This is a genomic window from Pseudomonas marincola, assembly GCF_900116605.1.
Taxonomy (GTDB): domain Bacteria; phylum Pseudomonadota; class Gammaproteobacteria; order Pseudomonadales; family Pseudomonadaceae; genus Aquipseudomonas; species Aquipseudomonas marincola.
In genome coordinates, this window is record NZ_FPBC01000024.1 from 14,635 (window position 1) to 27,825 (window position 13,191).

General features: G+C 55.2%; 8 protein-coding genes. 2 read left to right on the forward strand and 6 right to left on the reverse strand.

The genetic code is table 11. The features are described 5' to 3' along the window. Positions 1–3: 3 nt before the first annotated feature. Both BM395_RS22695 and BM395_RS22700 read right to left on the reverse strand, forming a co-directional pair. Positions 4–1,869 (reverse strand): DUF1302 domain-containing protein, encoded by a 1,866-nt coding sequence (locus BM395_RS22695; protein ID WP_090515849.1) that lies wholly within the window; start codon positions 1,867–1,869, stop codon positions 4–6. Positions 1,870–2,281: 412 nt separating this feature from the next. After that, positions 2,282–3,382 (reverse strand): AraC family transcriptional regulator, encoded by a 1,101-nt coding sequence (locus BM395_RS22700; protein ID WP_090515851.1) that lies wholly within the window; start codon positions 3,380–3,382, stop codon positions 2,282–2,284. A 217-nt stretch (positions 3,383–3,599) separates the two neighbouring features. Here BM395_RS22700 and BM395_RS22705 point away from each other — a divergent pair, with 217 nt between their 5' ends. Both BM395_RS22705 and BM395_RS23430 read left to right on the forward strand, forming a co-directional pair. After that, positions 3,600–5,927 (forward strand): tetratricopeptide repeat protein, encoded by a 2,328-nt coding sequence (locus BM395_RS22705; protein WP_090515853.1) that lies wholly within the window; start codon positions 3,600–3,602, stop codon positions 5,925–5,927. 329 nt (positions 5,928–6,256) lie between these two features. Then, positions 6,257–6,406 (forward strand): hypothetical protein, encoded by a 150-nt coding sequence (locus BM395_RS23430; protein ID WP_170860642.1) that lies wholly within the window; start codon positions 6,257–6,259, stop codon positions 6,404–6,406. Positions 6,407–6,546: 140 nt separating this feature from the next. Here the strand turns inward: BM395_RS23430 and BM395_RS22710 are convergent, their stop codons facing one another. The 4 genes from BM395_RS22710 to BM395_RS22725 are packed head-to-tail and all read right to left on the reverse strand — an operon-like array spanning position 6,547 to position 12,256. Next, complete coding sequence (locus tag BM395_RS22710) at positions 6,547–8,643, reverse strand: site-2 protease family protein (protein ID WP_090515855.1); 2,097 nt, start codon at positions 8,641–8,643, stop codon at positions 6,547–6,549. Next, positions 8,643–9,983 carry an efflux RND transporter periplasmic adaptor subunit gene (locus BM395_RS22715; RefSeq protein WP_090515857.1) on the reverse strand — a complete coding sequence of 447 codons (1,341 nt, stop codon included), beginning with the start codon at positions 9,981–9,983 and terminating at the stop codon, positions 8,643–8,645. Before BM395_RS22715 ends, BM395_RS22710 begins: the two co-directional genes overlap by 1 nt. Beyond that, positions 9,976–10,743: an efflux RND transporter periplasmic adaptor subunit gene (locus tag BM395_RS22720; RefSeq protein ID WP_090515859.1), complete on the reverse strand. Its 768-nt coding sequence runs from the start codon at positions 10,741–10,743 to the stop codon at positions 9,976–9,978. The genes BM395_RS22715 and BM395_RS22720 overlap by 8 nt, the downstream gene beginning before the upstream one ends. Then, a complete protein-coding gene (locus BM395_RS22725; protein ID WP_090515862.1) occupies positions 10,724–12,256 on the reverse strand; it encodes a TolC family protein in 1,533 nt (510 codons plus the stop codon). Before BM395_RS22725 ends, BM395_RS22720 begins: the two co-directional genes overlap by 20 nt. Positions 12,257–13,191 lie beyond the last annotated feature (935 nt).

The following is a 13,191-nucleotide window of genomic DNA, read 5'->3' on the forward strand; positions in this document are numbered from 1 at the left end:
AGCTTAGAAACCCATGCGCACGCTGAACGCGACAAAATCAGAATCAGTCGGTGCGAAAGGGGTGTTGCCAGTGCTTGCCCACGCCAATTCTGCAGAGTAATCCTGCATATATTCAGCTTTTACACCCAGTGCCCCGAGCAGGCGGTCCTCAACAAAGTTGCTGTCGTAAGACCAGCCTTGAACGTCTTGGCCAAAGGCCACATACGGTGAAACGTTGACCCCTGCAAAAAGGCCTTGGTAGTTCAATTGTGCGCGCAGACGGTAGCCCCACGAGAAGTCAGTGGTATAGCCATCTTTCGAACAGGCATACTTTTTGTACTTTGCCGTCGGCACACCCACGGCGCAGCCTTTTGCACTGCCGGAAGCCAAGTCAGTACCGTATAGATCGCGCTTGTTGTAACGGCGCTCGGAGAGGCTGGGCAGGTCGTGCATGTACTTCATGCCCACTTCACCTACCATCGCGAGGTTGTCTGCGCCGATGATTTGCGGGATGGATTTGATGAAGCCTATCGAGGCTTGAGAGACTTCCAGCCGATCGTAGCCGTTGTATTTACTCCCGGGCGCTGCATTGATTGCATCCTGGCCGAGGGTCAGATCATTGCCGATCAATGCACCTAAGCCTGCCGGGTTACCGGCAAAGGCTGGAATCAGGTCAGCCGTTGCGAGCTGCACGGGCTGGTTCGGTCGATAGCTGTATTCACCGAATACCGAGGTGCCGAATACGTTGGTCGAAAAGCTAAGACCAAAGATGCGGATATCTTCCGGGAAATCTGCAAGGTAACTGAGATTCTTGTCCTGCTGGCCAGGGCGCCAGCCAGCACCTGTCGGGCCATATTTATCGGTCATGACGCTCGCGTAGGGGGTACGCGAGTGAATATTCATCGCATAAGCGCCGAACTCGGTACCAATATCGTCAGCGAAGTAGCGGAACGCCACACCAAACTGGCCTGAGTCATCAGGTTCATTGTCGCCTGCGCGCTGAATATACAGATCGTTGGCGTACGTCACATAGTCATTCGCGCCACCACGTGGCACGCCGTAGCAGCCATCGGTAATGAAGTCGTTGTTCGAGAAGTAGGTGCCGCAACCCTCAAGCACAGTTTGTCGCCACTCCAGTTGATAGAAGGCTTCCATGCTCAGGTTGTCGGTGACATCGAAATTGCCGTACAGCAACGGCACCGGTAATAGCGCTTCCTTGAGCTGCGATCCGGGGCGGCGCAGGGCGGCTACGTCAATCGGGTTGATTGAGTTGATGCTGTTCTGGAAAAACAGGCCCTCTCCCCAGGTGACTACCTGATTACCGAGACGGATATGCAAGGGGTGCTCGGCAATCTCGAAGTCTCCATACACATAGGCATCGAGCAGTTCGAGCCCCTGAAACTTGGCCAGTTCGTCGAAGTGGCTGTCGTCCAGTTTGCTGTTGGCTGAGTAACCATTGGAGGAGTGACCGAAGTCCACGTTCTTGTTGTCCAGCGTGTAGTCGTACCACGCTTTACCGCGCAGGAACGCGCCGTAGTTCTTGTAGCTGAACTCTGCTTCACCGAGCAAGGTAATGGGGGATGAAACCAGGCCGCGTTTGCGAAAGTTCAAACGACCGTCATCGTTATTGCGTCCGCCAGATGGGTTCCAGCCATTGCCAGCGCCGGCTGCGGTAGCGTTGCCCTGATAAGCCCAGTTCTTGTTGCGGTCCTCGGCGTTCCAGATTCCACCAACGTTGATGCTGCCGTTGGCGCGTCCGCTTACTTCTCCCCATTGGAACTCGCTGGCTTGCGCTTGCAGGGAAATGGCGCAGGCGAGAGGTGAAATTAATAAGGCTGCACGTGCCAGCCATTGTGGACCTTGTTTATTCGTGTATCGAAGTGCTGACATAAGCAACACCCTCCTAGTTATTGTTGTCGGGGGGTATAGATCTGTGCGTGGTCTTGAACTGTTTTGTTGAATTGGGGACAAGCTCCCCAGTAGTGCGGCCGGAACAGTATTGGTGTGTGTTTGTTTAATTACTTGATAATTTACGCCATCAGCTTGACTAGTTACGCCAAAGCTTTTGGTTGGGATTCGCCAAGTAAGGCTCTATAACGCGGGTATAACGCGGGTTCAGGAAGGGATTGCAACTTTATTGCGATTGCATACTGTTGCATCAAAAGATTTCAATGTTGCAGCTGTGCGGCCTGAGTTTGGGCATAGCACGAATGGCCCTGTGCCAGATCGCGACTACAAATGGAGGCACCCCACCAGGCTTTCGGATGAGGCAAATTGAAGGGGTTGGAGCGTGGGAAAATCGCTACCGGGTTCGCGCAGGCGGTGTCGCGATTGCAGGTTTAGGCGCGATTGGCCAGCGCTCAGTTGTGGGTTTGCGAATCCGCACGCGAGGGCGCTTGCACGCATCGGTATTCTGGCGTTTCCATTCGCGCGGGCTCTGGCCGAACCAACGCTGAAAAGCCCTTGAAAATGCGCTCAGGTCTGAGTAGCCGAGCATGTTCGCAAGTTGCGTCAGGTTCACTGTGGCGTCACGCAGGTAGCGCTCGGCCATGCTTTGGCGGGTTTCATCCAGCAATGTTTGGAATGAGGTGCCCTCGTCAGACAAGTAGCGTTGCAAGGTTCGCGTGCTGAGCATCATGTAGTCAGCAATTTGCTCAATAGTCACCCGGCCGCCGGGGAGCAGGCTGCGCAATAGTTGGCGCACATAGCTGGGCAATTCTTTTATGGACATCTGATCGAGGTGGGCCAGATGTTGCTGCATCAGTCTATGCAGGGCTTCATCCGCGCTGCTCAACGGTATCTGCAGCAAACTCTGATCGAAGACCCAGGCGTTGTGCACGCTGTTGAATTGCGGCGAAGTGCCGAGTAAGCGCCGGTAGGCCTGCATGTCACTGGCAGGCGCGTGTTGCATCATCGCGCCGATCGGTTGCCAGCGATTGCCGATCAGGGTGCGCATCAACTCGGCACCCACTCCAAGGGCCAATTCAACGGCGTGGCGCAAACCGTGGAAACTGTGTTTTTCAATGCTGTAGGTAAGCAGAACGCGCGAGCCCTGGACTTCAAGCTTAACTTCAGCCGCAGCCGAATGCAGATGAAAGTACAGACCCAGTTCCTGCAGTGCTTCGCCAACATTGTTGGCGTTGCGCAGCAGATAGAGAATAGGGCCGAAAACACTGACGCCCTGAAACAGGCCGTACTGCAAGCCAAACAGTGTGTTGCCGCTCCTCTGTGAGCTTATATCCAGCAGTTTGGCAAACTTGCGATAGGAGATCAGGCTTTCTGGCTGCTCAAGTACATCAGCGGGCAAGCCAACCTCTTTGAGCAACTCGGCCGGGTTGAGTTTTTGGCTGATAGCAAATTCACGATAGCCTGATAGTGTGGATGCGCGGGCAAAGTCGGTCATGGCGGGACTCGAATAGCAGAGGCGTGTTACAGGCTCAGGGCTGGTTGGCGTAGTTTGACGAGTGTTTGGCGTATTATGCCAAATGCAGCTCGCTTTGATAGCTCAAATAGGGCTGGTTTTGTATTTAGTCCCCAGCTAATAATTGTGGTTTTAAATGGCACGGCAGGGACTGCCTACCTGTGTCCAGCAGTCACGCAAAAATTTTAAGGATGCCGAGATGTTTTCTGCTCGATTGATATCACTGAGTTGGGCGCTGTGTGCATTATTCACGCAAGCCATTCATGCTGAGCCCGGCAAGGCGCCGGGGCTTGCCGAGCACTCCGAGGGATATGCCAGCGCCCAAACGTGTACTGCCTGCCATGTTGAAGAGACCAAAGCCTGGAAAGACTCCGATCACGCGTGGGCCATGCGCTTGGCGACACCGGAAAACGTGCTCGGTGATTTTGCCAATGCTGAGTTCACTGACGGCAAGGTCAACGCGCGTTTTTTCAAGAAAGCAGACAAGTTTTTCGTCAACACTGAAGGGCCGGATGGCAAGCCGACTGACTTCGAGATCCGCTATACCTTCGGCTTCAGTCCGTTGCAGCAGTATCTGGTCGAGATGTCTCGCGGACGCCTGCAGAGCCTGACTATTGCCTGGGACAGTCGGCCAAAGGCTGAAGGCGGTCAACGCTGGTTCTCACTCTATCCCGGCCAACACTTCACCCCGGATGACCCGCTGCACTGGACCGGTCGTTATCAGAACTGGAACGCCATGTGCGCGGATTGCCACTCGACCAATCTCCTTAACAATTACGACGATAAAGCCGATGCTTTCGCGACCACCTGGAAAGAGCAGAATGTCGGTTGTCAGAGTTGCCATGGCCCCGCACAGGCTCACGTAGACTGGGCGGAGAAGGCTAAAGAAGAGGGTAAGCCTGCTGGTGAATACAGCGCTCTCAAAGACATTGGCTTGCAGGTCGATTATGCCAAACTGGGTAGTCAGGGGCTGGTTGAGCAATGCGCGAGCTGCCACAGCCGCCGGCAAACACTCGGTATTGATGCGCACGCTGGCAAGCCGCTGCTCGACAGTGCCGTGCCTTCTACTTTGCGCGAAAACCTCTACCACGCCGACGGGCAGATTCAGGGCGAGGTGTATGTCTACGGGTCATTCACCCAAAGCAAAATGTACAACGCGGGTGTGACCTGCACCGATTGCCATAACCCGCATACCAACAAGGTAAAAATCGAAGGCAATGGCCTTTGCATGCAGTGCCATACCGAAACGCCACCCAAGCGGTTCCCTTCATTGCAGGCCAAAAATTACGACACGCCGGAGCATCACCACCACGAAGTCGGCTCAGCTGGTGCGCAGTGCGTGAATTGTCACATGCCTGAAGAAACCTACATGGTCATCGATCCGCGTCGCGATCACAGCATGCGCATTCCGCGTCCTGATCTCGCTGCACAAACAGCAAGCCCGGATGCCTGCACAACTTGCCATGAAGATCAGAAGCCCGAGTGGGCGAGCAAGGCAATTGAGGGCTGGTTTGGCAGCCCGGCGCGTCCTCCCCATTACGGCGAAGACTTCCACGCTGCGCGCACTGGACAACCTGGCTCCATGGAAAAGCTCGCAGCGATCATCACCGATCTGGGTAAGCCTGCCATTGTGCGTGCGACCGCTGCGGATGAGATTGCTGCATTCGGCGCCCCGGCTTTGCCAACTCTCGAGCAGGCGCTAAAGGACAAGAATCCGTTAGTGCGTAACTATGCCGTGTCTGCTTTTACCACGTTGCCGCCCGTTGAACGGGTTAAGCGTTTGCTGCCCTTGCTCGATGATCCGCTGCAGTCAGTACGTGATGAGACCGTTCGGGCGTTAGCCGGCATACCGACTATTGCCTTGCCAGAAGCCAGCCGTGAGCCTTTCCAAGCAGCGCTGGCTGATTACGAAAAGCGCCTGCGCAGTAATGCCAGTTTGCCTGGCAACCGGCTTAACCTTGCGGTACTGCTGGAGCGCGAAGGGCGTGACCTGGAAGCAATGGATGAGTATCGGGCAGCCCTTAAGCTCGACCCGTACTTCACCCCGGCTCGGGTCAATCTGGTGACCCTGGCTAACAATTCGCTGCGCCCAGATGAGGCCGAGAAGTCTCTGCGTGACGGCTTGGCGCTGCCGGACAGCCCGGCACCGGATCGTGGCAATCTGGCTTATATGCTGGCCTTGTTGCTGGTTGAGCACGGCAAGCCTGAAGAGGCGGTGAAATGGTTTGGCGAGGCGGCTCAAGGCCTGCCGGGGAATCCGCGAATTCGCTACAATCAAGGGCTGTTGTTACTGCAGCTGAAACGTGTAGATGAGGCCAAGGAAGCATTAGCGGCTGGCTTGGAGCAAGCCGGAGAAGACCCGGATCTGCTCTATGCAATGATTTATCTGCATGGTTCAACAGGCGATCGTAAAGGGGCCATTGGCTACTTGCAGCGACTGATGACGGTTGCTCCAGATGATCCGCGTATCGAACAGGCCAAGAGTCAATTGGGTGTTAAAGCCGTGCGGATGTCTGATTTACGCTAAACGCTACATTGCTGTAACCCAGCCCTGGCTCGACTCAGCCGGGGCTGGGGTATCCCTTCGAGCGCATTGTCCGATGCGCTCACTTGGCCATTGCCGGTGTGTCCCACGCACCTGATTTACTCTGCCAGATAGCCAGTTAACGCCTATATTTAGACTGTTATCGGCGACCTGATGCTGATGAATGGCGCTTATTTTGGCGCCGTTTACCATTATTGTGGCGCTGTTTGTCAAATCTATCGACTGTGTAATAGGCACACTATTTCCACAAACAAAAATAAATCCAGTCGCTGTTTGCGTGTGCAAGCTGACGACATGGCAGAGGAAATACAATGGCTCGTTATCTGCTCATTCTGCTGATTCCAGGTTTGGTGTTGGGCTTCAATTACGCCTCCAACACGTCATCCACAGAGCAATCTGCCGACAAGGTTGCCCGCAACGATGTACCCGCAGCATCGGTTGGCGATCTCTTCTCCAAGTAGCCAACCCAAGTAGCCTAACCCAAGTAGCCTAACCCAAGTAAGCCAGGTTGCAGTCAGGCACGCCGAACGGCTCAGCGGCCGCATTGGTTAGCAGCGCTAAGTGCCTGAAGCTATTGTTATCAGAGCGTTGCGCAGTGGATTTAAAAACCACTTTCGCGCACCAGTACTGCTAGCAAATGGGTGAGGGCATCGCCTAAAAGGCTGCGTTTGTCGCCTTTTATTTGCGCATCACCGAGTGTCTCCTGCAGCCCTTGCGGCGGTCTTTCCAGCGTTATCACCACATGAAAAACCGAACTCTTCGGTGCCAGATTTTGCTCGTTCTCAGCTGTTTCCAGTGGCCCGCCGTAACGCGACGCCAGAACAGGGTGGGTGAGATAGTTGGATTTAGTGGTGCTGATCGAAACAACTTTGCCCTCAATTGCTTCGAATTGCCCCTTCGGATAGAAGCGAACGCTGTTTCCAGGGCTTAGTTTAGCCACCTGATCCTGCGCCACGTAAGCGTCGACCTGCCAACTGGAGGGATCAATCAATACCCCGATCGCCTCTTTGCTGCCCAGCCATTGGCCTGGCCGCCAGTTGTCATCAATGTCGCGCCACTCGCCTTTGAATGGGGCCTGCAAGTTAAGCCGGGCGATCTCTGAGCGCGCCGATTTGGCTTGCTCATACTCCACCATCACCCGTTGTCGCGTTGCCATCTGCTCAGTCAAACCATCAAGCACTGCCTGCAAACCGATGAGGCGGTCTTGATAGCTGCGCATACTGCTTTCGCTTTGTGCCAGTTTGGAGTTGATGTCGGGTTGCTCAAGTGTTGCCAGTGTCTCTCCGGCAGCGACCGGGCCTTTGGCATGGACGCTAGTCAGTCGCGCTGGGAAGGGCGAGTACACCGTGAGTTGTTGTTCAGCGCGGGCGACGCCTGGCGCATGGATCTGCCACGACCAGGGCAGGGCGAGCAGAATCAGAAGCCCCAAGAGCACCGCGAGCATCCAGCGGCGCCTGTCGCTGCGTATGCTTTGGCGATTCTTCCACCAGTAACTCATTTCGCGCCATATCGGCATAAAGATGAACCAAGCCAGTTCGACAATGAACAGCGCGATGCCAAGCACCTTGAAAAACAGTAGATAGACAGCAATTGCGATCCCCAGAAAAAGTGCCAGACGGTAAATCCATGTGCCAAATGCGAACCAGATCAGCAAGCGCCTGCGTGAGGGGCTGAACGGCTCCGGCCAGTCTTCTTTGAACCCAAGAATAAAACGTCTGAGAAAGACCCGCGCCTGCGCCGATGAGCGTTCGTGCAGGTTTGGAAAATCGAGCAAGTCGCACAGAATAAAGTAGCCATCAAAGCGCATGAACGGGCTGGCATTGAGTGCCAGCGAGAGCAGCCAGTTGGTCGTTGCCAGATACAGCAAGGCGTTGCGCAATGCGCCTGGCTCACATAACGCCCAGCCCAATGTTGCCAAGCCGGCCAGAGTAAGCTCGGTCATGATGCCGGCGCTTGAAATAGCCAGTCGCTGGCGCGGGTTGCGCAGCTTCCAGCTTTCGCCGGTGTCGGTGTAGAGCATTGGCCACATCACCACAAAGGCGATGCCCATATGCGCAACATTCAGACCCATGCGGGTTGCGACCAGCGCGTGTCCCAGCTCGTGCAGGGTTTTACCGACTATTAAAGCGAGCGCAAAGCCAAGCGCGCCCTCCATTGAGAACGAATTGACCACGTCGTGGGTGAAGGTGTCCCACTGGTGCATGACCAGAACAATTCCGGTCAGGCTCAAGACTATGATGCAAACGACGGCTGCCGGGGTGAACAGCCAATTCAGTTTTTGCGCCAGAGCGCGTAGCGCGTTTTGCGGATGAAGCAGCGGGATGCGGAAGAACAGGTAATGATGCAGCCACCATTTCCAGCTCAACCATGCATTGCCCTCGCTGCGCTTTTGCAGGCGATCAACTGCGGCAGTCGTTGGGCGTAATAGTTGGTGGCCTTCAAGAAACTGGCGAAATTCGAGGACTTGCTCCGGCTCAGGGTTAAGTGGCGTTTGTTCGGCGATTTCACTGCTGATCTGCCGGGCAGTTCCGCCCCAACGCAACAGGCACTCAAACTCGAGCCAGCCGATTTGATAAAACCGGTTGATCACGGTGTCTTGAATCACCCACGACGGCTCACCATCAGTACTGGTCGCAGACTCGCTGAGTTTGAGATCGTCACGCAGCGCCGGTAAAGGCGCATCAAACGGGCTGTCCATTACCAACCGGTCCAGGCACGGAAGGCGGAAAGTGGTCGGCGCAGCAGGTAGTAGCCGAGCATCACATGGTCGCCATACAGCTTTGCGGTGCCGTGCAGGCCAAGACGTGTGTGCTCGCCTGCGCTCTCGATACTGGCGAGCAAGCGGTAGGCAACCACGCCGTCTTCGCCGGGTTTGGCTTTATAGCTGGTTTCCAGAATGCTGCCGCGCAAGGGTTGCAGCGGGTAAGTCGTCAGGTACAAGGTGACTTCCGCGCCGGGCTCCAGGGCAATCGCATCGGCGACAGGCAGTTCGATCAGCATGGCTGGCTTGTCTGGATCGGCAACCTGAAGAATGCGCTCTCCGGTGGAGACCGGCTTACCGATCCAGTCATTCGGGTCGCTGTAAACGGCCACGCCGGGGCTAGGCGCGGTCACGACAGTGCGCTTGAGTTGCGACTCAACGGCTGTCAGCTCGGAGCGCCGCTGTTGCACGCGGGCATTGAGCAGGGTCAGCTCACTCTTGCTCTGCGGGTTATCAAAGGCGCGCTGGCTCGCGGCGATCAGTTCAGCCTCGGCCACCGCCACTTCCTTATCGAGTACTTCGGCGCGGTTGCTGAGGGTGGTTTTGTCCAGCGTGAACAATGTCATGCCAGCGCTGACCGTCTGGTTCGGACGCACATCAATGCTGGCGATTACGCCATCAATCGGTGAGCTGATTATTTGCGTGTTACGCGAAACGATCTCGGCAGGTGCCAATGCTGTTTGGCGAACCGGAATCAGCAGCAGTGCCAGGATGATTGCGCTGGCGATCATCACCTGCATACGGCTGGGACGCCAGCCTGCCAGGCGCTTGCTGCCGGTAAGCGCAGACCAGCAATACGCCCACGTTTGCCACAGCCCCTCAAGTAGCTCGCTGAGTGCGTCGGCTGGAGGCTGTGCAAGCAGGAAGAAAACCACGCCGAGCACGTTATTTGAAGGGTCTTTGAGTGGCACACAATAGACCCCTTCAGGCCACCACTCACTCCAGCCGGTAGCCACTTCCTCAGGTGGGGTAACGTTTGAGCGGGAAACCCACTGAGGCTTGTCGCCATCGATCTGTGTGAGCAGCCAGCGGCTCGCGCGCTCCAGCCAAATGAGGTAGGGCGAGTCTTCTGTCGGCTTGGCCAGACCCGACACGCACAGGAGTTCCAGCCCCGAACCTTTCTTGGCCATGACCAGCGCCTGGCGATAGTCGAGCAGGGGATAAACATCGTTGGCCATCGAGAACGCCAGGGCATTCAATGTTGTGGCCGCCAATGCACGGTCACGCAGCGCCGTCAGGCTAAGTAAAACCTGAGAGGGAGGAAGACGTTCACTCATCGCGTGTTGGGATACGTGCAGTGCCGCTCATGCCGGCAATCAGGTCGGGGTATTCCTGATCGAGTCTGGCTTCGAGTTCGATGGTTTGTGCGACCGCATCGACCCGGGCATTGATTGCGCTGATGTGGGCCGGATAACGCTTGCCTGTTTCGTGAACATCCACTGTCAACGCCATGCCTTCCTTCAGAGAAGGCAGCAGGCTTGAGGGAACGTTGAGGCGAACCTTCAATGCACCATCACTGACCAGATCAAACAAGGGCGTGCCTGCACTCACGGTCTGATAAGACTTCACATAGACCTTGGCAATTCGCCCGCTAAAGGGTGCAACTACCGAGCAATAGCCGCTCTGGGCTTTGGCCATCGACTCTGCGCCTTGGGCTTTTTGTACTTCTGTCGAGGCAATGGCCACTTCGAGATCGCCAACTGCATCAAGCTTGCGCAGGCTTTTCTTGGCATTCAGGTTTTGCCGCGCCATCGCCAGTTCAGCGCTAGCCACTTTGCTTCTGGCCTGCGCTTCAAGGCAGTTCAGGCTTGCGATCAGCTCACCCTTTTTGACCGTTTTGCCCAGCGATGCATTGAGCTCGCCGAGGGTTCCGTTCATTTGGCTGGATAATGTGGTTTCCAGTTCGGAGCTGAGCAGGATACGGATAGCCGATGGGTTGTCCATGACCTCCGGCAGCTCGGCTGTCGCGGCTGGGCTGACCATTATTGCTGCCATCAGTACGGTTAACATCAGTGGACTACGGTTTCTGTGGAACATTGACACTTCCTTGTTGGGCAGCCAGTAGGTTGACCTGCTCCTGTTGTTTCAGCGTGCGCTCGATTTCGCTGGCGAGGGTTTTGACGTCATAGTCCTTGATCGTCTCCGGCATCATGTCCAGCCCTACCGAGTTATACAGGCGTCCCCAGGCAGCCTGAGTATTCGAATAAGCGGCCTCACGCTGGTAGCGCGAAAGCAGATAGCGTCCCTCTGCGCGAATGACTTCCAACTCCGAGCCGACAGAGCTGGTCTTGGCGGCGCGAGCGTATTGCAGCAAGCGCTCATCGACTTGCAGACTCTGTTGTGCGAAGTCCAGTTGTTCATGCGATAACTGATATCGCAGCGCGCCGACGCGAACTTGAGTCAGCACCGCCATAGACAGTGCAAGGCGGCGCATGTCATCCGTTTTGGTTTGTGATTCTTCTGCAGAGTTGAGCGCGGGTAACTGCAATAGGCGCATCAGGTTCATCGATACCTGAATACCGGTTTGCGACCAGCTGTTGTTGTACAGGTAATCGTTGGAGTCGTACTGATAGCTCCAGTTCACCCCGACATTTGGCCACAGTTGCGCTTTTGCAATTTTCAGGTCGTTCTCGTTAACCCGCTTGCGATACCACTCCTCATTAATCTCTGGCCGATTTTGCAGAGCCTTCTCTTCGAGCTGGGAAATATTGACATTAAGGCCGGGCATTTCCGGCTCTGATTGCTCGGCTAACTTAAGTGTCGAGCCAGGCGGGAGTGAGATCAAAGCGGCGAGTTCCGCCTGGGCAAATTCGAGGTCTTGGCGACGAATGCTCAGCAGGTCGATGGAGTCGAGCAGGGCGCGCTGATAGGCAAGTGCTTCCTGGCGCGGTAGCAGACCTTTGGACTCTGCCGAGCGCGCCGCTGCTAGCGCATTCTGTGTGCGTTCGAGCAGGCCATTCACTTCTGGCAACAGGCGCTGGGCGCCGAGTGCGCGCCAATACGCATTACGCACGTCCTGCAAAACGTTCTGCGCGACTTTGCGGCGACGTTCTTCGGCCATCAGCACCTGATCGGTCTTTTGCTGGGTGCGATAGTAGGCCATACCAAAATCTAGCAGGCTCCAACTGAGCCCGAGGCTGTCGATGGTGCGATAACGCTCTTCTGACGTCGACGCGCGCAAGCTCTCTTCTCTATCCTCAATACCAATCGAGGTACCACCGGAGTCATTGTTGCGCCCTGCGTAACCTGCGGATGCAACAAGGCGGGGGAGCATCTCGTGGCTGCTGACGTCACGCAGGTCAGCGGCCAAGGCGGACTCCATCAATTTAAGACGGTAATCCAGGTTGTATTTCAGTGCGCGCGCCACTGCTTCATAAAAGCTGATGGGGTGAGTCACTGCTTGCTGGCCTTCGTACATCTTGGCCTGGTCTTCGAGAATGCGTTTTTGCTGGTCATCAGCCGAGTAGGGCTGTGGCTCCATTGAGTTGCATGCGCTGAGAACGGCTGCGGCAACGGCTAGACTCAAATACCTGTATGAGTGCTTTAGCATAGCGGTCCTTGCTTATATACAGTGGTTTGTTGTTTTCCAGCCGCGAACAGTTGCTCAATGGCTGTTGTCATGTTTGTCAGAGCGAAGTCTGAACGTGAGTTCTTGCCCTGGTTTGTCTGTGCCAGCGCAGGGCGACGGCACGGGCTGCTATACGCAGGTGCTATATGTGACGACCAAATCTGTCGCAGTGAACCAAGCAGAGAAATATAGATAGTCACTAGCGCGCCCCCCGGCGACTTAAACAGTTATAGCAACCGACTGCTCAATTGTCCTGTAAGCGTAGTCCAGTGTTTGCAGAGCGTCATCTAATGACAGCAGGTTTAAAATCAACCGCTTGGACATAAAACTGAAATTAGCAGTTGACGGCAAAACTGAGGTGCCTATAATGCGCACCTCTTCCGGCGTCGACCCTTCGGAAAACTTCTTAGAAAACAAGAAGTTAGCTTAAAAAGAGGGGTTGCAAAACAGCGAAAGCTGTGTAGAATGCGCCGGGCTCTGAAGGGTGGTTTTAAAGTCTTTCAGAGGGATCGCCACGGTGATCGAAGGCGGTAGAAAACGAGGTGTTGACAGCGAGTTTGAACGCTGTAGAATGCGCCTCCCGCTGACGAGAAGCTGGTTTGATCGGAAGCGCAAGTGGTTGAGTAGATTGAAGAAATTCTTCGAAAAACAGCTTGACAGAAAATGAGGCTGCTGTAGAATGCGCGCCTCGGTTGAGACGAAAGACTTAACCAACCGCTCTTTAACAACTGAATCAAGCAATTCGTGTGGGTGCTTGTGAGGTAAGACTGATAGTCAACAGATTATCAGCATCACAAAGCAACACTCGTTAATTCGAGAGTTACCTTACATTAATTTGTAAGTTTTGCGATTGCTGAGCCAAGTTTATAAGGTTTTCTCAAAACCTAATTGCAGTATTGAACTGAAGAGTTTGATCA